The organism is Candidatus Limnocylindrales bacterium (assembly GCA_035571835.1).
Classification (GTDB): Bacteria; Desulfobacterota; Binatia; order UBA1149; family CAITLU01; genus DATNBU01.
In genome coordinates, this window is sequence record DATNBU010000013.1 from 113,968 (window position 1) to 137,666 (window position 23,699).

22 protein-coding genes and 1 tRNA gene are annotated in these 23,699 nt (G+C 65.2%); 22 read left to right on the plus strand and 1 reads right to left on the minus strand.

The window, feature by feature from the left end; translation table 11 throughout:
- The first annotated feature begins 7 nt into the window (after positions 1-7).
- The 20 genes from rplT (at position 8) to VN634_06230 (ending at position 20,787) form a co-directional block, all read left to right on the plus strand.
- Positions 8-364: a 50S ribosomal protein L20 gene (gene rplT, locus VN634_06135; protein HXC50439.1), complete on the plus strand. Its 357-nt coding sequence runs from the start codon at positions 8-10 to the stop codon at positions 362-364.
- Between the two features lie 43 nt (positions 365-407).
- Positions 408-1,460: a phenylalanine--tRNA ligase subunit alpha gene (gene pheS / locus VN634_06140; protein ID HXC50440.1), complete on the plus strand. Its 1,053-nt coding sequence runs from the start codon at positions 408-410 to the stop codon at positions 1,458-1,460.
- A gap of 12 nt (positions 1,461-1,472) precedes the next feature.
- Positions 1,473-3,899: a phenylalanine--tRNA ligase subunit beta gene (gene pheT / locus VN634_06145; GenBank protein HXC50441.1), complete on the plus strand. Its 2,427-nt coding sequence runs from the start codon at positions 1,473-1,475 to the stop codon at positions 3,897-3,899.
- On the plus strand, positions 3,896-4,231 hold the full coding sequence (locus tag VN634_06150) for an integration host factor subunit alpha (protein HXC50442.1): 336 nt from the start codon (positions 3,896-3,898) through the stop codon (positions 4,229-4,231). Before pheT ends, VN634_06150 begins: the two co-directional genes overlap by 4 nt.
- Positions 4,228-4,764: a MerR family transcriptional regulator gene (locus VN634_06155; protein ID HXC50443.1), complete on the plus strand. Its 537-nt coding sequence runs from the start codon at positions 4,228-4,230 to the stop codon at positions 4,762-4,764. Before VN634_06150 ends, VN634_06155 begins: the two co-directional genes overlap by 4 nt.
- 118 nt (positions 4,765-4,882) lie before the next feature.
- Positions 4,883-6,205, plus strand: a complete 1,323-nt coding sequence (locus VN634_06160; GenBank protein HXC50444.1) for an ammonium transporter — start codon at positions 4,883-4,885, stop codon at positions 6,203-6,205.
- Positions 6,206-6,304: 99 nt separating this feature from the next.
- Positions 6,305-6,381 (plus strand) — tRNA-Pro (locus tag VN634_06165).
- Positions 6,382-6,500: 119 nt separating this feature from the next.
- Positions 6,501-7,241, plus strand: a complete 741-nt coding sequence (gene surE, locus VN634_06170) for a 5'/3'-nucleotidase SurE (GenBank protein HXC50445.1) — start codon at positions 6,501-6,503, stop codon at positions 7,239-7,241.
- Positions 7,242-7,263: 22 nt separating this feature from the next.
- The gene (locus tag VN634_06175) at positions 7,264-7,782 is read left to right on the plus strand and encodes an adenine phosphoribosyltransferase (GenBank protein HXC50446.1); all 519 of its coding nucleotides are present in this window, start codon (positions 7,264-7,266) and stop codon (positions 7,780-7,782) included.
- 69 nt (positions 7,783-7,851) lie between these two features.
- On the plus strand, positions 7,852-9,060 hold the full coding sequence (locus VN634_06180; protein HXC50447.1) for a Coenzyme F420 hydrogenase/dehydrogenase, beta subunit C-terminal domain: 1,209 nt from the start codon (positions 7,852-7,854) through the stop codon (positions 9,058-9,060).
- 128 nt (positions 9,061-9,188) lie between these two features.
- Entirely contained in the window at positions 9,189-13,091 is a 3,903-nt protein-coding gene (locus VN634_06185) for a carboxypeptidase regulatory-like domain-containing protein (protein HXC50448.1), read from the plus strand.
- 81 nt (positions 13,092-13,172) lie between these two features.
- Positions 13,173-14,435 (plus strand): hypothetical protein, encoded by a 1,263-nt coding sequence (locus VN634_06190; GenBank protein HXC50449.1) that lies wholly within the window; start codon positions 13,173-13,175, stop codon positions 14,433-14,435.
- Between the two features lie 22 nt (positions 14,436-14,457).
- Complete coding sequence (locus VN634_06195) at positions 14,458-15,270, plus strand: hypothetical protein (protein HXC50450.1); 813 nt, start codon at positions 14,458-14,460, stop codon at positions 15,268-15,270.
- A gap of 181 nt (positions 15,271-15,451) precedes the next feature.
- Positions 15,452-16,060 carry a glutathione S-transferase family protein gene (locus VN634_06200; GenBank protein HXC50451.1) on the plus strand — a complete coding sequence of 203 codons (609 nt, stop codon included), beginning with the start codon at positions 15,452-15,454 and terminating at the stop codon, positions 16,058-16,060.
- 16 nt (positions 16,061-16,076) lie between these two features.
- Entirely contained in the window at positions 16,077-16,688 is a 612-nt protein-coding gene (locus VN634_06205) for an NADH-quinone oxidoreductase subunit I (protein HXC50452.1), read from the plus strand.
- A complete protein-coding gene (locus tag VN634_06210; protein HXC50453.1) occupies positions 16,685-16,909 on the plus strand; it encodes a hypothetical protein in 225 nt (74 codons plus the stop codon). Before VN634_06205 ends, VN634_06210 begins: the two co-directional genes overlap by 4 nt.
- Positions 16,910-17,051: 142 nt before the next feature.
- Positions 17,052-18,251, plus strand: coding sequence for a molybdopterin-synthase adenylyltransferase MoeB (moeB, locus tag VN634_06215; protein ID HXC50454.1), 1,200 nt, complete (start codon positions 17,052-17,054; stop codon positions 18,249-18,251).
- A complete protein-coding gene (locus VN634_06220) occupies positions 18,241-18,885 on the plus strand; it encodes a histidine phosphatase family protein (GenBank protein HXC50455.1) in 645 nt (214 codons plus the stop codon). The genes moeB and VN634_06220 overlap by 11 nt, the downstream gene beginning before the upstream one ends.
- Positions 18,886-19,012: 127 nt before the next feature.
- Positions 19,013-19,831, plus strand: a complete 819-nt coding sequence (locus VN634_06225; protein ID HXC50456.1) for a transketolase — start codon at positions 19,013-19,015, stop codon at positions 19,829-19,831.
- A 2-nt stretch (positions 19,832-19,833) separates the two neighbouring features.
- Complete coding sequence (locus VN634_06230) at positions 19,834-20,787, plus strand: transketolase C-terminal domain-containing protein (GenBank protein HXC50457.1); 954 nt, start codon at positions 19,834-19,836, stop codon at positions 20,785-20,787.
- Positions 20,788-21,037: 250 nt separating this feature from the next.
- On the opposite strand, the gene VN634_06235 is transcribed toward VN634_06230, so the two are convergent.
- Entirely contained in the window at positions 21,038-21,619 is a 582-nt protein-coding gene (locus tag VN634_06235; GenBank protein HXC50458.1) for a hypothetical protein, read from the minus strand.
- 169 nt (positions 21,620-21,788) lie between these two features.
- Between VN634_06235 and nuoB the strand changes: the two genes are divergently transcribed.
- Both nuoB and nuoF read left to right on the plus strand, forming a co-directional pair.
- Positions 21,789-22,328: an NADH-quinone oxidoreductase subunit NuoB gene (nuoB, locus tag VN634_06240; GenBank protein HXC50459.1), complete on the plus strand. Its 540-nt coding sequence runs from the start codon at positions 21,789-21,791 to the stop codon at positions 22,326-22,328.
- A 61-nt stretch (positions 22,329-22,389) separates the two neighbouring features.
- Positions 22,390-23,685 carry an NADH-quinone oxidoreductase subunit NuoF gene (nuoF, locus tag VN634_06245; protein ID HXC50460.1) on the plus strand — a complete coding sequence of 432 codons (1,296 nt, stop codon included), beginning with the start codon at positions 22,390-22,392 and terminating at the stop codon, positions 23,683-23,685.
- Positions 23,686-23,699 lie beyond the last annotated feature (14 nt).

Here is a 23,699-nt window from a genome sequence, read left to right on the forward strand (position 1 = left end):
CACGACAATGCCGAGAGTTACCAGAGGAACCAAGGGCAAGCGCCGCCACAAGAAGATCCTTGCCTATGCAAAGGGCTACGTCGGCGGACGCGGTCTTTACCGCCAGGGCCGCGAGACGGTCGAGAAGGGACTGACGTACGCGTATCGCGACCGCAAGGTGCGCAAGCGCGAGTTCCGCTCGCTGTGGATCATCCGCATCAACGCCGCTGCGCGCCTGGAAGGGCTGACGTACGCGATGCTGATGCACGGGCTCAAGCAAGCGGGCGTCGAGATCGACCGCAAGGCGCTCGCCGAGCTGGCCGTCAACGAGCACGCCGCGTTCGCCGAGCTCGTCGCGCTCGCCAAGTCGCGGCTGGCGGCCTGATCCGCGAAGCCGCCCGAATGAGCGAAGCCGAAGCTGACATCGCATGAGCGAAGCAGCCGAATCTCCCGAGACGATCGCGGCCGATGCAGTTGCCTGCGTCGGTCGCGCGATCGATCGCGCGGCGCTCGAGAAGCTTCGGGTCGAATACCTCGGCAAGAAGGGCAGGCTGACGGGCGCGCTGCGCGTGCTCGGATCGCTGCCGTCCGGCGAGCGTCCGGTCTTCGGCCAGCGCGTCAATCGCGCCAAGGAAGAAGTCGACCAGGCCATCGCGGCACGCGAAGCCGAGATCCGGCTCGACGAGCGCACGGCAGCGCTCGCTCGCGGCGCCGTCGACGTGACGCTTCCCGCAGCGGGCGTGCCGCTCGGCACGATCCATCCGATCTCGCGCACGATGACCGAGATCTGCGAGATCCTCGGCGGGATGGGCTTCGAAATCGCCGAAGGCCCGGAGATCGAGGACGACTACCACAACTTCGAAGCGCTCAATATTCCGGCCGATCATCCCGCCCGCGACATGCACGATACGTTCTTCGTCCAGGGCGGCTCGGTGCTGCGCACGCACACGTCGCCGGTTCAGATCCGGGTGATGGAAGCGCGCCGGCCTCCGGTGCGGATCATCGCGCCCGGCGCCGTCTACCGGCACGACGACGACGTGACGCACTCGCCGATGTTTCATCAGATCGAAGGGCTGATGGTCGATCGCGGAATCACGTTCGCGCACCTCAAGGGCGTGCTCACCGAGTTCCTGCGGCGCGTGTTCGGCCGCGATCTCGCCGTGCGCCTGCGCCCGAGCTTCTTTCCGTTCACCGAGCCGAGCGCCGAAGTCGACGTCGCGTGCGTGGTCTGCGAGCAGAAGGGCACAGGCCTCGGGCCGTTCCAAGGGACATGCCGCGTGTGCAAAGGCACCGGCTGGCTCGAGATCCTCGGCGCCGGAATGGTCCACCCAGCGGTCTTCGAGGCGGTCGGCTACGATCCGGAAGAATTCAGCGGCTTCGCGTTCGGTCTCGGCGTCGAGCGCATCGCGATGCTCAAGTACAAGATCGACGACATCCGCCTGTTCTACGGCGGCGACCTTCGTTTCCTGCGCCAGTTTTAGGATTACCGATCCATGCGTCTGTCGTACCAGTGGCTCCGTGAGCTCGTGGAAGGTGAATTGCCTTCCGTCGATGAGGTGGCGCGTCGCCTTACGATGGGCGGCATCGAGGTCGAGGCCGTCCATGCGCCGTCGCAAGCGTGGGACGATCGCCTCGTCGTCGCGCGCATCGAAAAGAAAGAGCAGCACCCCAACGCCGACCGTTTGACGGTCTGTCATGTGGACGACGGAACCGGCGGGCTTCGCACCATCGTCTGCGGCGCGAAGAACCACAGCTCGGGCGACACCGTCGTGCTCGCGCGCGTCGGCGCGAAGCTTCCGGGCGGGCTCGAGATACGGAAGAGCAAGCTTCGCGGCGTCGATTCCGAAGGCATGCTGTGCTCGGCCGCCGAGCTCGGGCTCGAAGGCGGCGAGGACGGCATCATCCTTCTTAACGCCGGGGTTGTCCCCGGCTCGCTCGAAGCGGGACTGGTTCCCGGCTCGCTCGCCGCTCCGCTTCTCGGGCTCGACGATACGGTTCTCGAGCTCGGCATCACGCCGAACCGCGGCGACTGCCTGAGCATGCTCGGCCTTGCGCGCGAGACGGCTGCGCTGTGCGGCCTGTCACTGCGCGCGCCGTCGCCGTCGATCGCGCGACCGCAAGGCCCGTCGCAGGTATCCGTCGAGATTCGCGACACGGAGGCGTGCCCGCTCTATCACGGCCTCGTCGTCCGCGGTGTGCGCATCGGAGCGTCGCCGACGTGGCTTCGCACGCGCCTTGCGGCCTGCGGGCTGCGCTCGATCAACAACGTGGTTGACGTGACCAACTTCGTGCTGATGGAACAGGGCCAGCCGCTCCACGCATTCGATCTCGCGCTCATCGGCGGCAGCCGCATCGTCGTGCGCCGTGCAGGCGAGAGCGAGACGATCCGTACGCTCGACGGACGCGACGTGACGCTCGTGCCGGAAGACCTCGTGATCGCCGACCAGAAACAGCCGGTCGCGCTCGCAGGCGTGATGGGCGGCGAGCTCTCCGCCGTAAGCGCTGCGACGACCGATCTGTTCATCGAGAGCGCCATGTTCGCGCCGACGTTCGTACGCCGCACGTCGCGGCGCCACGGCATGATCACCGACTCGTCGTATCGCTTCGAGCGTGGCGTCGACAGCACGGGCGTCGAGCGTGCGCTGCTTCGCGCCGCGGAGCTGTTCATCCAAGTCGCCGGCGGAAAGATCGAAGGCGGAGTCGTGCGCGAAGGGCCGGGCCCCGCCGCACGAAGCACGGTGGGCGTGCGGCCCGCGCGTGTACGCGCAATGCTCGGCGCCGACGTGTCCGACGAGCGCATCCAGTCTGTGCTCGCGTCGATCGGCGCACCGCCACGTGGCGGCGCCGCCGGCTACGAAGTGACTCCGCCGAGCTGGCGCTTCGACCTCGCGCGCGAGATCGACTTCGTCGAAGAAGTCGCACGCATCATTGGTTACGAGACGATCGCGCCGTCGATGCCAATGATCGAGCTCGCACCGGTGCGCGTACCGGAAAGCGTCAAGGCGACCGAACGTGTTCGCGGCCTGCTGTCGTCGCTCGGCATGAGCGAGCACGTCAGCGTGTCGTTCACGTCCGAAGCATCGAACGCGCGCTACCCGGGGCTGTTCACCGACGGCGCAAGCGTGCTGGTGCGAAATCCGCTGCGCAGCGATGACACGGCGATGCAGCGAAGCGCGCTCGGCGCACTCGTTGCCGCGCTCGCGGCCAACGTCGCCATGCAGCAGCCGCGCGTCGACCTGTTCTCGATTGCGCGAACGTTCGTCGCGACCGGTGAAGGCCTGCCCGGCCAGCGCGAGGTCGCGGCGGGACTCCTCTACGGTCCGCGTCCTGGCGTCGCACCGGGCGAGTCGCGGGACCTCACGTTCGCCGACCTCAAGGCGGTCGTGGAGAAGCTGCTCGGCGTGCTCGCGCCGGGCACGCCGGTCGACTTCCGTCCGGTCACGGGACGCCCCGAATATCACCCGAGGGCAGGCGCCGAGGTCGTGATCGGGGGCCACGTCGTCGGAATGCTCGGGCGCCTCCACCCGGACGTCGCGGAAGGCTCGGAAATCACTGGAGAAATCTACGTCTTTGAAGTTGACTGCCGGGAGGCGGTCGCGTATAGACGCGCGCACCCGGGGCTGCAGCCGATCCCGCGCTACCCGAGCTCGCAAAGGGATATTTCGCTCGTCGTCGACATCGACGTACCTGCGGGAACCGCCCTCCGCGAGATCGAGGAATTGCATGAACCCTGCATCGAATCCGTAATGGTGTTCGATGATTACAGGGGAGCGGGGATCGAAGATGGCCGCAAGGCCCTGGGATACAGGCTTGTGTACCGTGCCGCCGACCGCACGCTGACCGATGCGGAAGTGACTTCGTTGCACGAGAAGGTGGTTGGACACCTGACTGGACGCCTCGGCGCCCAGGTACGAATCTGAGATTCCGCGCTGCTTTCGGGCAGCCGGCGGAGGCGTCGCGCATGACAAAGGCCGAGATCGTCGAGCACATCTACGAGCGCGTCGGGTTTTCCAAGAAGGAAGCGGCCGAGGTCGTCGAGTCGATCTTCGAGGTCATCAAGGCCCGTCTCGAACAGGGCGAGAAGGTCAAGATCTCCGGATTCGGCAACTTCGTGATCAACGAGAAGCGGCCGCGCAAAGGCCGCAACCCGCAGACCGGCGACGAGATCGTGATCTCCGGTCGCCGCGTGCTTTCGTTCAAGCCGAGCCAGGTCCTCAAGCGCACGATCAACGCCGACGAGGCGGCATCGTGACCCCACCGCCCGGATCCGCCGACTTCCCCGATCCCGAACAGGACGCCGCGCCTGCCGACCCTCGCGACGAGGCCCACGCCGGCGAGGAAAATCAGGACGAGTCGGAGGACGGCGACGAGCTCGATGATCAGGAAGACGGCGATGAGCCCGACCTTCAAGGCGCCGGCTCCGATGACGACCAGCACGAGGTCAGCGAAGCCGTCGCGGCGCTGCTCGGCGACAAGCTCTACTTCAAGATCGGCGAGGTCGCCCGCATCGTCGGCGTAAAGCCGTACGTGCTTCGCTACTGGGAAACCGAGTTCAGCATCCTCAAGCCCGGCAAGACCCGCTCCAAGCACCGCCTGTACCGGCGGCGCGACGTCGAGCTGCTGCTTCGCATCAAGGACCTCCTGCACACGCGCCGCTTCACGATCGAAGGCGCGCGCAAGAAACTCCGCGAGGAGTCGATGGGCGCCGAGCCGCAGGCCGCCGCCACCGGCGCTCTCGCCGAGATCCGCGAAGCCCTCGTCCGCATCCGCGACTCCCTCGGCTGAAACGCCGGCTACTCGAAAACCGCGTCGCCCGCGCCCTGCGAGTGCCGCTCGTTTTGAAAAGCCGGACGGTCCCGGTTTAAAAGCCCGCGCCCGCTCACTGCCGCCTTCCGGAGGAATGATGCCGATCGTTCGCATGCGCCGCCCGGCGCTTTCTTTTCTCATGCTGATGCTGGCCGCGACGTGCGGCACCGCCTGGGGCGCCGACGCGCCGGCCGAGTCCACGATCAGCGGCGCCGACACGGCCTGGGTGCTGGTCTCGAGCGCTCTGGTTCTGTTCATGACGCCGGGCCTCGCGCTGTTCTACGGCGGCATGGTGCGCACCAAGAACGCACTGTCGTCGCTGATGCACAGCTTCATCGCGATGGGCGTGATCACGCTGCAGTGGGTCGTCATCGGCTACTCGCTCGCGTTCAGCCCCGGCGGTCCGTACATCGGCGGCGTGTCGTGGTTCGTGCTGCACGGCGTTTCGAACGACGTTGCATGGCCCGGCTACACCATTCCGGCAAGCCTTTTCATGGTCTTCCAGATGATGTTCGCGATCATCACGCCGGCGCTGATCAGCGGCGCGATCGCCGAGCGCATCAAATACAGCAGCTACGTGCTGTTCATCCTTTTGTGGGCGACGCTCGTCTACGATCCGATCTGTCACTGGGTGTGGGCGAGCGACGGGTGGCTGTTCGGAATGGGGGCGCTCGATTTTGCCGGCGGCACGGTCGTGCACATCAGCTCGGGCGTCTCGGCGCTGGCGCTGACTCTCGTGCTCGGGCGCCGCATCGGTTACCCGCACACCGCGATGAAGCCGCACAACCTCACGATGACGCTCGTCGGCACCGCGATCCTCTGGTTCGGCTGGTTTGGCTTCAACGCCGGCAGCTCGCTCGGCGCCAACGCCGTCGGAGTCGGCGCATTCATCGCTACCCATGTTGCAGCCGCAACGGCTGCGACCACGTGGAGCGTCATCGAAGCGTATCATCGCGGCAAGGCGAGCGCGCTCGGCTTTGCCTCGGGCGCCGTGGCCGGCCTCGTCGGCATCACGCCGGCGTGCGGGTTCGTCGACGTTCCCGGTGCGATCGCGATCGGCGCGAGCGTTGCGGCGATCTGCTACGGCGCCATCGTCGTCAAGAGCCGCTTCGGCTACGACGATTCGCTCGATACGTTCGGCGTGCACGGCGTGGGCGGAAGCTGGGGCGCGATCGCCACCGGGATCTTCTGCGTCGCCGCACTGACTCCCGACAAGGCCGGCGGCCTTATCGACAGTGGAAACGTCCACCGCCTGTACGTGCAAGCGATCGGCGTGCTGGCCACGTTCGCGTACTCGTTCGTCGTCACGTTCGTGCTGGCGCGCGTGCTCGATGCGACCATCGGGCTTCGCGTGAACGAGGAAGACGAGCGCATGGGCCTCGATCTCGCGTGCCACGGCGAGACCGGCTACGACATGTGATCGACATCGACGCTCGTGGCGAAAGAGCCGCGCAGCGCGATTCAGGATGCGGCGGGCGAGTTGTCTTTCGGACTACTCGCCAGTATCGTCGCGACTCTTCGGGGTGTAGCGCAGCCTGGTAGCGCACCTGCTTGGGGTGTAGGTGGTCGCTGGTTCAAATCCAGTCACCCCGACCACTGAAATCGGGGACAGAGAATGGTTTTGCGCACGTGAAATCAGTGTCTGTCCCCGATTTTTTCGACCGAATTGACCTTCCGGGAGCCGGCGGGCACTTAACTGGCAGGATCGCCGGCGCATGATTCTCGCATCCAATGACGATGGCATTCAGTCGAGCGGGCTCGCCCGGCTGGTCGAGGCGCTGCGCGTGCTCGACGAGGTCATCGTCGTCGCACCCGACCGGGAGCGGTCGGCCGTAAGCCACGCGCTGACGATCGAGCGGCCGCTTCGGGCCGACGAGATCCAGCCCGGCTGGATCGCCGTCAACGGAACGCCGACCGACTGCATCAACCTCGCGCTCAACGGACTGCTGCCGAAAAGGCCGTGGCTGATCGTCTCGGGCATCAACCGCGGGGCAAACCTCGGGGACGACATCACGTACTCGGGAACGGTCTCGGCTGCGATGGAAGCGGTTCTGCTCGGCGTGCCGGCCGTCGCGTTCTCGCAGGTCGGCCGAGTCGCATTCCACTACGACGCGGCGGCGGCCTTTGCCGTGGGCCTCGTCCGCCAGCTCAAGGAAGAGGGCCTGCCGCCCGACACGCTTCTCAACGTGAACGTGCCGGACCTTCCTGCTCCGGTCGGTTTCGCGATCACGCGCCAGGGCAAGCGCCGCTACAGCGATGCGATCGTCGAGAAGGACGACCCGCGCGGCCGCAAGTATTACTGGATCGGCGGCAGCGAGCTCGACTTCGAGGACGCTCCGGGCACCGACTTCACCGCGATCCGTGACGGCCTGGTGTCGGTTACGCCGCTGCACCTCGACCTGACCAACTACGAAGCGATGCAGAAACTGGCATCGCTGCGCCTGAACTGGCCGTGACGCACGGCGCCCGGAGACACTCGTGGACATCGAATCGCTGATCCGGACCGTACCGGACTTTCCGAAGGCCGGCATCCGGTTCAAGGACATCACGCCGCTGCTCAGCAACGGCCGTGCGCTGCGGCACGTCGTCGATACGATGGCCGAGCGTTATCGCGGCAACGTCGACGCCATCGTCGGCGTCGAGTCGCGCGGGTTCCTGTTCGGCGCGCCGGTCGCATACGCACTCGGCGTCGGTCTCTGCATCGTGCGCAAGCCCGGCAAGCTGCCGCACGACACGCACACCGTCACGTACGCGCTCGAGTACGGGAAGGATTCGCTCGAGATCCACAAGGACGCGCTGCGCCCCGGCGCGCGCGTCGCAATCGTCGACGACCTGCTCGCAACCGGCGGCACCGCAAAGGCCGCCATCACGCTCGCCGAGGCGTGCGGCGCAAACGTCGTCGAATGCGGATTCCTGATCGAGCTCGAGTTCCTGAAAGGCCGCGCCGCGCTCGCGCCGGTTCCAGTGCACTCGCTGCTTCAGTACAACGGCGACTAGAAATCGGGGACAGACACCGATTTCACGAAATCGGTGTCTGTCCCCGATTTTCCGATTTCGAAGGGGACGATGGTGGATCAGCAGACCAAGCCGAGCTTCAAGGACATGATGAATGACGTCGTCGCGTACGGCTCGTGCTGCGAGTGCGGCTCGTGCGTGCTCGTCTGTCCGCACAACGTCATCGAGTACATCGACAGCAAGCCGAAGCAGACCGCGAAGGCGACCGCCCCGTTCGACTTCTGCGGAATCAGCGAGGGTATCGGCTGCGACGTCTGCGCGCAGGTCTGCCCGCGTCTTACGCCTCGCGAGTTCAACCTTGCCGATCGCGTGTTCGCGAACCAGGAAGGGAAGATCCACGCGGGCGGTTTCGGAAAGTACCAGGAAATCTTCGCGGCGCGCGTCAAGGATCCGTTGATCCTCGACGTCGCGCAGGACGGCGGTGTGGTCACTGCGCTGCTCGTACATGCCCTTCGCACCGGCCGCATCGACGGCGCGGTGGTCTCGGCTGCCGATCCCGAACGTCCGTGTGCGCCGCGGCCGATCTGCGCGACCACCGAAGCCGAGATCATCGCCGCCGCCGGCTCCTGGTACACGTACTGCGCCAACGATCTCGCGCTCGAGGAGGCTGGCCAGAAGGGATGCGACCGTGTCGCCTTCGTCGGCGTGCCCTGCCAGATCACACCCACCCGCAAGGCCGAGCACCGCGATACCGGCTTCATCCACACCGAAAAGAAGCGCGACAAGATGATCGAGCGCCAGACGCGCAGCCTCAAGGATCCGTCCGACCGCATCGCACTGCGGGTGGGCCTGCTGTGCTCGGAGGTCTTCGACTTCGAAGGACTGATGGTTGGCAAGATCCAGGGCGAAATGGGTATCCCCCTGACCGACATCGCCAAGTTCAACGTGAAGGGCGAGGTGCTCGTGTATCGCAAGAACGGCGATCTGGTGAAGATCCCGCTTGTCGAGGCGCAGGAGCACGCGCGGCCGGAATGTCATCATTGCGGTGACTTTTCGGCCGAGCTCGCCGATGTGTCGTGCGGCGGCGTGGGTTGCATGGGGTGGACGATCACGATCACGCGGACCGATTTGGGACGGCGCGTCATGCAGGAGCTGATCGAAGCCGACGTGATCGAAGTGAAACCGATCGACGAGTTCGAAAGCTCGCTCAAAGTGCTGCTGCGTCTTGCGCGCCGCCAGCACCAGCGCGTGCCGGCGGGCACGACGAGCAACAATTCGTTCGTGCGTCCTCCGTATTACCGCCCCGCACCGAACGCGTAAGCTCACGCAACGCCGCACCGCAGCGACGATGTTGGCTTGACTCAACCTTGTGCCGACGATTACCTTCTCCGCGGTTTCGGCCGTTCGGCTGACATATTTTACCGCTCGTTCTGCCTTTGGGAGGGCTCATGAAAAGTTGGAGAAAGCTCGGCATCGCCGGGCTCGCAGCAGTCGCTTTGGCTTTTGGCGTTCAGCGGGCGGATGCGCGGTGCATCGACCCCAACACGAATACGGTCGAAACCGCGGCCGATTGCCGCTTTGCCACCGGTGGTACGGGCGATGTCTGCCGCGTTGCAGTCGGCCTCCCGCAGGACTCTTCTGGAACGCCGTTCGTCGATCCCAAGAAGATCGTCTGCATTGACGGCGAGGCTTGCGACGCCGACGGCACCGCCGACGGCACGTGCACGTTCCGCGTCGGCATCTGTGTGAACGTACCGAACGGCGGCTGTGACACCGCTCCCATTACGGCGTCCCTGCTCAGCAAGCCGGGCGTCAAGGAAGCCACCAACGCGTTCAAAACGCCTCTGGCCGTCTATAACCAGATCACGCTGGAGAACGGACTGGCCAGTCTCGAAGGCTCGGCGGTCAACGCATGCACCGACGCCGACCTGCCGGTCAAGGTGAATCTCAAGCTCAAAGGCGCGTGCGCGAGCGGCGGCGGCTGTACGAGCGACCTCGAATGTACCGCCGACGAGACCGACTCGTGCATTTTCTCGGCGAAGAAGAACAAGGCGAACGTCTCGTTCAGCGTAAGCGACGCCGCGGATGACTACGGCGTCAAGTTCAAGCTGACCTGCGCGCCGTCGGCGACCAATCCGGCGCATGCCTTCGTGATCGCGGACTCCAACGACCTGATCGGCGGCCCGCTCGCGATGGGCAGGGTCGGCGACTTCATGATCCGCAATGGCAACGTGCGCGCCGTCGTACGCGCGCCGGGCCGCCAGCACTCGTTCATGCTGCTCAACGGCGGCGAGATCATGGACGCGGATCTCGTGCGCAGTGACCCCTCCGAGGATCGCGACAGCTTCAAGGGCATCCAGCCGGAGATCAACATCTGCTCGTCACAGGCGACGACCAACGTCGACGTGCTCAACGCCGGAACGGATCCGGAGCTCTCGCCGGCCGCGATCATCGAGTCGAGCGGCGACGACGATCTGTTCGACCCGATCAAGCCCGACGTCCTCGTGACCGCGGCCAACAGCGCGCTGACCGTGCCCGCCGAAGCCAACGACGTCGACATCCCGATCTCCGTGAAAACGCACCTGATCCTGAGCCCGTACTCGAACGTCATCGAGATGGCGACGACGATCACGAACAACGGGGGCAGCGGCACCGCCCACTACTTCATGGGCGACTTCATCAATCCCGGTGGTCAGCTCGAGCCGTTCGGGCCCGGGCAGGGCTACGGCGAAACGCAGATTCGAAACGGCAGCAACACGGCATCGCCCGGGCAGACGCTCGACTTCCTTGCGTTCCAGGGACGCATGGACGCCGCCGGCCTGACGTACGGTGTCGTCTTCCCGCAGGCTGGCGCATCGCCGCAGGTGGGCGCGACCAAGACCGGGACTTTCGCATCCTCGGGCGTGTACGCCTACGTGAGCAACAACAACCTGTTCGACACGCTGTTCGGGAACATGAACGCCAAGGACCAGGGTGGCTTTGCCGTCACCGGCAATGGAGGTGAGAAAACCTTCCGCCGCTGGTTCGTGATCGGGAAGACGATCTCCGACGTGACGAAGGCTCATACCGAGATTTTCCTGCGGCCGAAGTCCGCTCTTCAGGGATTCGTGAAAGACACCGACGGCAATCCGGTCGCCGATGCGCACGTGACCCTGGTCAAGAACGGCAACACCATCAACGGCTCCTGCAGTCCCAACACGGACTGTCACGACATCTTCACGTCCACGCTGACCGATGAAAACGGGTTCTACCGCTTCATCATTCCGGCGGGCGATTACGACATCTACTACCGCAAGGGCGGGACGCCGTATCCGGGTCACGACGACGTTCCGACGCTGCTGGCGGGAGTCATCACGGAAGAGAAGAAGACCACGGTTGCGGCGGATCTCGTGCTGCCAAAGACCGGTACGGTAACCGTCAACGTCGTGGACGAGCTCGGGAACCCGATCGCAGCGAAAGTTTCGATCGTCGGACCGCAGGCAAGTCCTGACCCGCTCAACAGAGAGCCGTTCGTCATTCCCCAGTTCGGCCGCTTCTTCGGTTATGATTTCGAGGAGAAGGGCGACGTATTCGGCCTTGCGGAAGCGAAGTTCGCCGATGCAAGTGGCACGACCGGCACGTTCGACCTCGAGCCGGGCACGTACCGCGTGGTCGTCTCGCACGGTTACGAATACGACGCCGACAATCAGGCACTGGTGGTGACCGAAGGCGCCAATACGACGATCAATGCGGTGGTGCGCCACGTGGTCGATACGACCGGCTTCGTGTCGATCGATACCCACGTTCACATGATCAACAGCCCGGACAGCACGATCACCCGCGAGCGCCGCATCACGTCGATGATCGCCGAAGGCGTGGATTTCTTCGTGAACACCGATCACGATTTCATCCATTCGCTGGCGGACGAGATCTCGAGCATGGGCGTCGGCTCGCTGATCGCGAACTCTCCGTCGGACGAAGTCACGACCAGCCACTACGGTCATTTCAACGTCTGGCCGCTGACGGTCGATAGCGCCCAGCTTGCCGGCGGTGCGATCGACTGGAGTGCCCATCTCGGGATCGGAACCGGCTACCCGTCCGGTGGGTTCTATGATTCGCTGCCGAGCGAGATCTTCACCGTCGGTGCTGCGTATCCGGGCACGCAGGTTGTCCAGGTCAACCACTTCAACAGCGGGACGCTCGGCCACTTCAATGCGCTCGGCATCGATACCGCGCAGAACCCGCCGATCAGCAGCAATGACGTGTATCGTTGCGTTGGCGGACCCGACGCGCCGACGAGCGGTTTTGGCAAGCCTTGCCAGATCCGGATCTGCCTTGGTGGCGTCAACGACGGCAACACCTGCACCGGTGCCGGCGACTGTACCGGTGGAACGTGCGGGGCCGGTAGCGCCTGTCAGGCGCCCGGAGTCTGCACGGCGGCCGGTAACCTCAGCAGTTACCTCCGCTTGCCGCCGAGCTCGACCAACCTGTACGGTGACAACTTCACGGCCCTCGAGGTCTGGATCGAAGCCAGCCGCGGGCAGACTGCGCTGCTGCGCGGTGACAACATGGCCGACTGGTTCAACCTGCTGAGCCAGGGCCGTTTCCGCGCCGGCACGGCGGACTCGGACACGCACAGCTCGATCTCGGTCCAGGCAGGCGGTCCGCGTACGTTCGTCGCATCGTCGACGGATGCGCCGGGGTCCATCAGCGCGGAAGAGCTCGCGCAGAACGTCAACGGGATGCGTGCCATCGGATCGAACGGCCCGTTCATGCGAGTCTCGCTCAACGGAACGGCGTCCCAGGCGCTGGGCAGCCCGCGGACGACCACGTACCTGCCGGGCGTAGACGCGAACACGATCTCGGTTCATGTCGAGGCTCCGACGTGGGCCGAATACGATACGATCGACGTGTACATCAACTCGCCCACGAGCTGTCAGTCGGAGTGGACGTTCTTCGGATCCGTCAATCCGTCGAAGTGCTCGACGGTGGTTCCGCAGAAGACGCTGACGAAGGCGCTGGTTGCGGACGCGACGCACTTCACCGTCGGGACATCGACAGGCGTTTCGGGCTTCGGCACGCGCCTGGTCTCCGACGTTTCCATTCCGGTGACGGTCGCGGCCGACTCGTGGGTCGTCGTGGTCGTGCGCGGCACCGATGGCGTGTCGCATCCGCTGTTCCCGATCGAGCCGCAGGACATCAGCGAGACCGGCAACGACACGCTGTCGCAGCTCACCGATGGCGGCGCGGCGCTGCCGTGGAACCTGAACGAGAGCGGCCAGCTTGCGCTCGCGTACTCGAACCCGCTGTTCTTCGACGACGGCGACAACACGTGCACTTTCAGCAATGGAAGTGCAGCCTGTCCGCTCTGAGACTGGAACCGACCGTAAGGTTGGTGCAAGAAGAAGCGGGGGTCCCCATGGGGCCCCCGCTTTTTTCTTTTGAGGAGACAGATGCTGAAGCGTCGGGTTCTTTTTTCGCTGTGTGTCCTGTCACTGGCCGTCTCTTCCCGAGCCGAGATCACGCCCGAACCTGGCACGCTGTTCGAGTTCGCGAAGAAGGCGTGGGTCGTGGGTGTCGTATCGCTCGGCCATCCGCAGTCATTCGACAACGGCGGAATCCTGGCCTTCCCGGCGCAGATCGATGAGCTCGTGTGGTCGCGCGGCGCGACGCCGCAGACGCTGACGCTGATGTACGACGTTCCCAGGGAAGAGAAGAACACCCCGTACTTCAAGGAGCACGACGTGTTTCTGGCTCCGTTTCGCCAGCTTCCGGATTACTCGTCCTGGCGCGAGAAGCTGCCGGGCAAACGCCGTTACCAGGTCTACGGCGGCCGCCGATACGTGTTCCGCGGCGACGACATTCCGCAAGTGAAACGGATCCTTGCCGATTTTCTCGCAGCGTCGGACGCGAAGGCGAGCGACCACGAAGTCGCCGAAGTGCGCGTCGTCATAACTGCCCTCGGCTCCGGCAACGCGGTCGTTCGTGAGGACGCCGCCAGGTTCCTGACCAGCTATCCGAATCTCGCACGCGACTTCGCAGACTCCGATGTTGCGCCGCTTGCTGCCTATCTTGGCGGGGACGCGCCGTTCGAGGAGAAGATGCCGCTCGTCGACGCGCTTGCTGCGGCGAAGGTGACGGCGATCAAGCCGTCTCTGGCAGAGCTCGGAAAGAGGGACGATGCGTCCGGAGCTGTCGGCCTCCGCGGCCTCGCCGGTTTCGGTGAGTGGCCGCAGACCGGTCGTCTCCTCGAGCTGTCGCGCTCGTCTTCCAAGGAGATGCGATGCTATGCCGCAGAGGCGCTTGGCCGACGTGCAGCAACGGATCCCCAGGCGATGCAGCGGGTGAAGGATCTTTTCGTCCAGCAGGAAGATCCCAGGATCATCGACAGCGTCGGCGTAGGTCTTGCACACAGCGGCGGTGAGAACGTCATCGTGTTTCTCGGCGAGGCGCTCGCACGCGGTGATGCGACCAGTATATCGGCCGGCAAATCCCTGGCCGCCATCGGCGGACCGGCAGCTACCGCAGTGCTGAAGAAGACGCTCGAAGAAAAGCAGGGGCCGGCGGCGACTGCGGCGGCCAACGGGCTCCGCAGCATGGAAGGATGCCCGGACTGCGGCGTCATCCTCGAGACCCAGTATAAACAGCATCCGGATCCGGAAGTCCGCAGCCTCATCGGCATCATTCTGGGCGTCCGGCTGCAGCATAAGCATTGATCCGAAAGGCGAGAGGTGTGCAGTGAAACCATCGCGGAAAATCCGAAACGTCTTCGTCGCAGCACTTCTTTCGTTCGCAGCGACCGCAACTGCCGAGAACGCGGAACCAAAGACCATCTACGAAGCAGCCGAGAAATCCTGGGCCGTCGGAACCGTTCAGCTCGGCCGCGCGCTCAAGTTCCGCCAGGGACAGCTGCTGGCGTTTCCGTCCACGATCAATGAGCTGCTGTGGGCTCCGAAGAAGACCAAGCCGCGCAACCTGATGTTCATCTACGAAGTACCGGAGGCAGAAAAAGACCATCCGTACTACAACGAGCACGACGTATTCTTCGCGCCGATCCGACTGCTGTCCGAGCATGCGTACTGGAAGGACAACCTGCCCACCACGCGCCGCCATGATGTGGCCGGTCGTCGCTACGTGTTCCGCGGCGACGACATTGCCGAAGCGAAGAAGATCCTCGGAGGCTTCCTGCCCGCGACCGAGCTGCACGGCCGCGACAGGTGGAAGGGAGAGGTCCGCGGGTTAGTGGCTGCGCTCGGTGCGCACAACGCGGTGCTGCGCGAGGATGCCGTCGTGTTCCTGTCGTCTTTGCCGCAACTGAAGGATGGATTCGAAGACACCGACGTTGCGGCCGTGGCGAGCTACCTCTCGGGCGATGCGCCGGCAGCGGAAAAGACGAAGCTCATCGACGCCGCCGCCGCGGCCAACCTGACAGCGCTCAAGCCCACTTTCGACGAGCTCGCCAAGCGGACCGACACGGTGGGCGCGGCGGCCCGCAAAGCGGCCGACCGTCTCGGCGGCGTCGCGGACCAGGCGCAGGCCGCCCAGCACTGAGACCGCAGTTTGAAATCGGGGACAGACACCGATTTCGGGAAATCGGTGTCTGTCCCCGATTTCTCCGAACCGGACACGGTCGCCCGGATGGCGGGGGCCGGCTTACGCGGACAACCGCCACAGACGCATTGCGCCAGTGCAGGGTTTCGTCTACTAACCAGCGATTGCGCAGGCTCAGACGATGACAATTTACGATTACCCAGGGTGCCCATTCGGCAGGAAAGTCCGGATCGTGCTGGCCGAGAAGGAGCTCTCCTTCGACTCGGTCAATGTCGATCTGGCCAAGGGTCAGCAGCGGAGCGAAGAGTTCCGCCGCTTGAATCCTTTCGGCAAAGTTCCCGTCCTCGTTGACGAATCGAGCGTGGTCTACGAGTCCACGATCATCAACGAGTACCTCAACGACGAGTATCCGCATCCGCCCGAGCTGCTCCCGGAAGACTCCGGCGAGCGCGCCCGCGTACGGCTTCTCGTCGACTTCGCCGATCGCGCCTTCACGCTTCCGGTCATGGCGCTCGAGCGCGAGACCAAAGCCGCCGAGAAGGACGAGACCCGCGTCCAGGCCGCCAAGGACGCCGTCGCCAAGGCGCTGCAGATGCTCGAGCGCGAGCTCGCCGGCCGCGAGTACCTCGCCGAGAGCTTCTCGCTCGCCGACGTCGCGTTCGCCCCGGCGCTGCTGATGCTGCCGAACGTCGGCGTCACGATCGATCCGTCACTGGCGAACGTGGCCGCATGGAAGGCGCGCCTGCTCGCACGGCCGAGCATCGGCCGGGTCGCGAAGAGCGCGGCCTGAGGCCAGCCCACCGGCAATGAGACGCCCCGACGATCTCAATTTCCGCGAACGCATGTTCGTGCCCGAAGTGATTCGTGGCCTGTTCGTGACGGGCGGTCGCTTCTGGCGCAACCTGTTCCTTCACATCGGCCATCAGCTGGGCATCGCAAAGGATACGAAGGCGGCGGTGACGCTGCAGTACCCCGAGCAGCATTTCGATTACGGTCCGTCGTATCGCGGAAGCCACCGCCTGACGCTCAAGGACGACGGCTCGGTGCGCTGCACCGCGTGTTTTCTGTGCGCCACCGCGTGCCCGGCGCGCTGCATCCACATCGAAGCGGGCGAGCATCCGGATCCGACGGTGGAAAAGTTTCCGCTTCGCTACGAGATCGACACGCTTCGCTGCATCTACTGCGGCATGTGCGTGGAAGCCTGCCCCTGCGATGCGATCCGCATGGACACCTCGGTGCATCCGCGTGTCTCCGGCTACACGCGCGAAGAGTTCATCGAGGACAAGCAGCAGCTGATGGAACGTTCGCGCATCATGCGCGACCAGGGCGAAGGCGAGCTGATGCGGCAGATGATCGATTCGTACAAGCGCGCGAAACCCGGTGAGGCGATGGCCGACGAGGCCGTGGCCGACGCGTGATCTTTTACTACCTGTGGCGCGCCGGCCTTCTCGGTCGGGCAGACGGGGAAAAACTTCGTTTCTTCCTCGGCGCCACCGGTAACCCGCTGTTCCTGTCGCGTCGCATGCCGCTGGTCTCGGCGCTGAGCTGGCCGCGGGCGCTCGTGCAGCCTTCGTATGCACGCGCGATCGCATCGTGGCTCGCGTACCGCGCCGATCTCTACGACGGCCACCAGGGCTAGAAGAAGGCGGCCTGTCGCCTTTTCGCGCGGCTAGAAAAAGGGGCCGTGTCCCCTTTTTCGTGGAATGGACCGGTTACCAATCGTCGCGCGATCCGTTTACCATTGTCGGCCTCGTTGCAGCAGAAGAGAGGCAAAACAAGCCATGGCGAAGACGTATCAACAGATTCTCGACGAAGCGCGACGCGCGGTGCCGGAAGTAACGGCCGACGACGTCAAGCGCTCGATCGACTCGAAAACCGGCGCCGTCGTGCTCGACGTGCGCGAGAAAGACGAGTTCCGCGACGGGCACCTTGCCGGCGCCGTCAGCGTGCCGCGCGGGTTCCTCGAGATGCAGGTCGAAGGTCACGTGCCCGACAAGCAGACGCCGATCATCGCGTACTGCCAGAGCGGCGTACGCTCGCTGCTGGCCGGCCGCATCCTGAAGGAAATGGGCTACTCGAACGTGCGCTCGATGGGCGGCGGTTTCGGCGCGTGGAAAAACGGCGGCTTCCCGTGGGTCCAGGACTTCGCGTTCACGCGCGAGCAGGTCAGCCGCTACAGCCGGCACTTCCTGCTCGACGAAGTCGGTGAAGCGGGGCAGGCGAAGCTTCTGAACGCCAAGGTGCTTTGCCTCGGCGCCGGCGGCCTCGGCTCGCCGGTTGCGCTGTATCTTGCTGCGGCCGGTGTCGGCACGCTCGGCATCGTCGACGACGACGTCGTCGATCTTTCGAACCTGCAGCGCCAGATCCTGCATACGACCGACCGCGTCGGCACGCCGAAAGTCGAGTCCGCAAGGATCGCGATCAATGCGCTCAACCCCGACGTGCGCGTCGTCGAGCACCGCACGCGCCTCGATTCGTCGAACATCCTCGACATCATCGCGGACTACGACATCATCGTCGACGGATGCGACAACTTCCCGACACGTTATCTCGTCAACGACGCGTGCGTGATGACGAACAAGACCAACGTGCACGGGAGCATCTTCCAGTTCGAAGGTCAGGTGACGGTGTTCAAACCGCACGAGGGCCCCTGCTATCGCTGCCTGTTCCCGGAGCCTCCGCCGCCGGGCATGGCGCCGAGTTGCGCGGAGGCCGGAGTGCTCGGCGTGCTGCCGGGCCTCGTCGGCTGCATGCAGGCACTCGAGACGATCAAGCTCATCCTCGGCGCCGGCGAGCCGCTGATCGGACGCATCGCCAAGCTCGACACGCTCGCGTTCGACATCACGATGCTGCGCCTGCGCCGCGATCCGAAGTGTCCGATCTGCGGCGAGCACCCGACGATAACCGGGCTGATCGACTATGAGGAGTTCTGCGGACTTCGCCCGCCGTCTGGCGGCGGCGACGACCGTCATGTTCATTGATGGCGGAACCGCGACCGCAATTCTGATGCGTCACGGCGAGACCGCCTGGAACCGCGACAGGCGGGTCATGGGCGATCTCGACATTCCGCTGAGCGATGACGGGCGGCTGCAGTCCGGACACGCCGCGCGCCTGCTCGAATCGTTCGCGATCGACCGCATCGTCTCGAGCCCGCTCGTGCGCGCGAAGGAGACCGCCGAGATCGTCGCGCAGCATCTCGGCCGCACCATCGAAACCGATCCGCGCCTTGTCGAAGTGCGCTTCGGCGAGTGGCAGGGAAAGACCTACGAAGAAGTTGCGACCGACCCGCGCTACCACGGCTTCGCGACCGATCCGGTGGCCAACGCGACGCCCGGCGGCGACACCGCCGAGAGCGTGCAGCGGCGCGGGCTCGAAAGCCTCGCCACGCTGCGCGCAGGCGAGTGCGTTCTTTTCGTCACGCACGGCGACATCATCCGTACGCTCATCTGCCACTTCCTTGCGACGCCGCTCGTAGCGTACCGGCGCATCCGCACGGACAACGGCGGCCTGTCGGCGATTGCGATAGGCGCAGGCGCGCCCGAGGTGAAGTTCCTCAACATGCTCGCCGACCCGGAACGCGCACGAAGTCACACGCACTGGAGCGCGACGGCGTAGTCGCGCGGTCGGATGGAAGCGCGACGGCGTAGTCGCGCGGTCGGATGGGAGCGCGACGACATGACCCGCACAAACCTCGACTGAGGTGTATTGACTAGCGCGGCAGGCAAAGGCACGTTTCGTCGGCATGTCAGCCGAGCAACTCCAGGGAATCGCACGAGAGCTTCGCATCGAATCGCTGCGCATGATTCACGCGGCCGCTTCCGGTCATCCCGGCGGTTCACTGTCAGCCGCGGAAATCGTCGCGTGTCTGTATTTCCGGATCCTGCGTCATCAGCCGGGGAAACCCGACGATCCGTCGCGCGATCGTTTCGTTCTCTCCAAAGGACATTGCGTGCCGGTCGTGTACGCCGCTCTGGCGCGCGCAGGCTCGATCCCTCGCGACGAGCTTCGCACGCTGCGCCACATCGGCAGCCGTCTGCAGGGCCATCCCGATCACGTGCGGCTTCCGTACATGGAAGCGGCGACCGGCTCTCTCGGACAGGGCCTGTCGGTGGCGGTCGGCATGGCGCTCGCGGAGCGGCTCGACCGCCAGAATGATTATCGCGTCTACTGCCTGCTCGGCGACGGCGAGCTGCAGGCCGGCCAGAACTGGGAAGCCGCGATGTCGGCCGGCAAGTTCGGGCTCGCCAAGCTGTGTGCGATCGTCGATTGCAACAAGGTCCAGCTCGACGGGCACGTCGCCGGTACGCTCGACGTCGAGCCGCTCGCGCAGAAGTTTGCGGCGTTCGGATGGAACGTCTGCGACGTCGACGGCCATTCGGTCGAAGCGCTGCTCGACGCGTTCGACAGCACGCGGCTCGAGAAAGCGCGGCCGACCGTGATCCTGGCGCGCACGGTCAAGGGCAAGGGCGTCTCGTTCATGGAAGACACGCACGCGTGGCACGGCAAGGCGCCGTCGGCCGAAGAGCTCGAGCGCGCGCTCGCCGAGCTCGAGGCGGCGTAGCCATGGCCAAGGCGACACGCGCAGCGTTCGGCGAAGCACTCGTCCGGATCGGAGGCACCCATCCGAAGGTCGTTGTGCTCGACGCCGACCTCGCGAGCTCGGTGCACACCAGGAAGTTCGCCGATGCGTTCCCGTCGAGGTTCTTCGAGATCGGCATTGCCGAGGGCAACATGGTCGGGATCGCGGCCGGGATGGCACTCGGCGGGCTGGTCCCGTTCGCCGCAAGCTTTGCGTGCTTCCTGACGGGCCGGTTCGAGCAGGTCCGCATGTCGGTCGGGTACAACAACGCCAACGTGCGGCTGGTCGGCACGCATTCGGGCGTCGGCGTCGGCGAGGACGGCTACTCGCAGATGGGCCTCGAGGACATCGCGCTGATGCGGTCGTTGCCGAACATGGTCGTGCTCCAGCCGGCCGATGCGATCGAGGCCGAGCGTGCGACCGAGTTTCTTGCGGACTATGTGGGCGGCCCGGCCTACCTGCGGCTGACCAGGCAGGCGGTCGCGGACGTGAACGGGCCGGACTATCGGTACGAGTTCGGCAAGGCGGTTGAGCTTCGCGACGGCAGCGACCTCATGATCGTCGCCTCCGGGGCAGTCGTCGCCGAGGCCCTCGGTGCTGCGGAAAAGCTTTCCAAGGCAGGGATTTCGGCGGGGGTTCTCAACCTCCACACGATCAAGCCTCTGGACGTCGATGCCCTGCATCGGGCCGCCGACCGCTGCGGCCGGCTGCTGACGGTCGAGGACCATGGGATTGCCGGTGGGGTCGGTGGTGCGGTGGTCGAGGCGCTGTCCGAAGTGCGCGACGTCGCGATCCGCATCCACGGGGTGCACGGCTACGGCGAGTCCGGCACCGCCGAAGCGCTCTACGCCAAGCACGGCCTCGACGCCGAGGGCATCGCCCGCGTCGCCCGCAACTTCATCAGCAGCACCACCCGATCCCACCGCGGCGTCGCCTGAAAATAGGGACAGGTACATTTAAAAAAACGCAGCGAATTCAACGGCCGCGCTTTCAAGGTAATCGGGGTAATCGGGGACAGACCCCGATTTCCGTTAATCCGGGACAGTCCCCGATTTGCCGAAATCAGTGTCTGTCCCCGATTTGCCGAAATCAGTGTCTGTCCCCGATTTGCCGAAATCAGTGTCTGTCCCCGATTTCCCGCAACCGGTGTCTGTCTCGGATTGATGGGGCGGATTTTGTTGCGGAAAATTAAATGTACCTGTCCCCATTTATGAAGCGGGCCTGCTCGAAGCGGCGGCCTTGGCGGCGGTATTTGTTTTCGTAGGCGCTGGCGGCGGTGACGGGGCGCTCCCAAGGTTCGGTGAGGAAGCCGGCGGCTTCCATGCGCTCGCGGATCTCGGCGAACAGCGGCACGACGTCCGTTACGACATCGACGGTCCCGCCCCGGACCAGCACCGTAGCCAGCGACTCGCACAGCTCGGGCTGGAAGAGCCGGCGCTTGTGGTGGCGCTTTTTCCACCACGGATCCGGGAAATAGACGTGCACCGCATCGATGCTGCGCTCGGCCAGCAGGTGCCGCACGATCCACGAGCCGTCGCCCTCGAACAGCCGCAGGTTGGCGGGCAGGGGCCCGGCGCGGTGCGCACGCACGACCGAGCTCGGCAGCCACTCGATCCCGACAAAGAGCGTGCGCGGATCGGCCACCGCCGCGCTTCGCAGGAAGCCGCAGTTGCCCGGCCCGATCTCGATCTCGACGCGGTCGAACCGGCCGCCCTCGAGCCAGAACTCGCGGGTGACTTCCCGCCGTGGGCCGAAGATTCCGAACTGCATGGGAGTAGTCTCTGTCGATGACCGAGCGCCCGCCGAATCCGGAGGCGTGCGCGCGCGGATTGCAGGGTGGGCGCGCTCTTACCGGCGATGGGACGCCGGCGCAATGAATGCCGCGCCTGCCGACGGTGCGCTGTTGAAAACTACGCGAACCAACCTTAGAACTCTCGCCATGGCCAAACCGATCACGACGCTGCCGAGAATCGCCGACGTCCGCGGCGACGCAGGAATTCTCGCCGAATCCGTCGTCTGCACGCGAGTGGACCAAGCCCTCGCCTGGGCCCGCAAGTACTCGCTCTTTCCATACCCGTTCGCGACCGCCTGCTGCGCAATGGAATACATGTCGCTGTCGATGGCGCCGTACGACATCGACCGCTTCGGCGCGCTGCTGCCGCGTTTCACGCCGCGCCAGTCCGACCTCTTGATGGTCATCGGCACCGTGACCGCGCGCCAGGCTCCGATCCTGATCCGCGTCTACGAACAGATGGCGGAGCCTAAGTGGGTGATGGCGTTCGGGGCGTGCGCGTCGAGCGGCGGGTTCTACGACAACTACACGACGATTCCGGGAATCGACAAGCTGATCCCCGTCGACGTCTACGTCGCCGGATGTCCGCCGCGTCCCGAAGGCGTGCTCGACGCGCTGATGGCCCTGCAGCGCAAGATCCAGGGTGAGCCGTCGATGACCGCGTTCTCGGCGAAGCCGGCAGCGTAAACCACGCCGGACACACCGTCCGGTCTTCTTCTCGATCAGCGAACAGCGAGTCTTTCAGCGTATGAGCCAGCACGTACTGCTTCGTTACCGCGACGTCTCCGTGGACCTGAGGCAGATCGACAACTACATCGCCGACGGCGGCTACAAGACGGCGCGCCGCGTCTTCAACGAGATGACTCCCGAGCAGGTGCTCGAAACCGTCAAGGAGTCGAATCTGCGCGGCCGCGGCGGCGCAGGATTCCCGACCGGCCTGAAGTGGAGCTTTCTCGCCAAGGGCACCGGCAAGCCGATCTATCTGCTCTGCAACGCCGACGAGAGCGAGCCCGGCACGTTCAAAGATCGCGCGATCATGGACAACGATCCTCATCAGCTGCTCGAAGGGATGATGATCTCGGCGTGGGCGATCGGCTGCATCGACGCGTACATCTACATTCGCGGTGAGTTCGCTTTCGGCGCCGACGTGCTGCTCAAGGCGATCTCCGAAGCGAAGGCGAAAGGCTTTCTCGGCAAGAACGTTTTCGGCACCACGCGCGAGCTCAACATCCACGTGCATCGCGGCGCCGGCGCGTACATCTGCGGCGAAGAGACCGGCCTGATCGAATCGCTCGAGGGCAAGCGTGCCCATCCTCGCATCAAGCCGCCGTTTCCTGCCGTCTACGGCGTGTTCGGCTGTCCGACCATCGTCAACAACGTGGAGACGCTGGTGTGCGTGCGGCACATCCTCGAGCGCGGCGCGGCGTGGTTCAAAGGCATCGGGCCCGACTCCGGACCCGGGCCGAAGCTGTACTGCGTCTCCGGCCACGTAAAAAGGCCCGGCACCTACGAGCTGCCGATGGGCACGCCGCTGATGGACCTGATCTTCGAACATTGCGGCGGCATGCTGCCGGGCCGGAAGCTGAAGGCCGTGATTCCGGGCGGCTCGTCGGTCCCTGTGCTGAAAGCCGACGAGTGCGACATCGCGATGGACTTCGATTCGGTCGCCAAGGCCGGCTCGATGCTCGGCTCGGCCGGCATCATCGTGATGGACGATTCGACCGACATGGTCGCGGCGCTCAGGCGCATCGCGCACTTCTATCACCACGAGTCGTGCGGGCAGTGCACGCCGTGCCGCGAGGGCACCGGCTGGCTCGAGAAGATCCTGATCCGTCTCGACGAAGGCCGCGCGAGCGAAGGCGACCTCGTCACGCTCGACACCGTGGCCAAGGGAATGCTCGGAACCACGATCTGCGTGCTTTCCGATGCCGCCGCGATGCCGGTGCGCAGCTTTCTTGCGAAGTTCCCTGAAGAATTCCAGGCGGCCGCTCGCGGCGGCGTTGCGCCGCTGGCGACTGCCGACAGCCAGCACGCCGCCGCCTGACCGGGCCGCGCAGG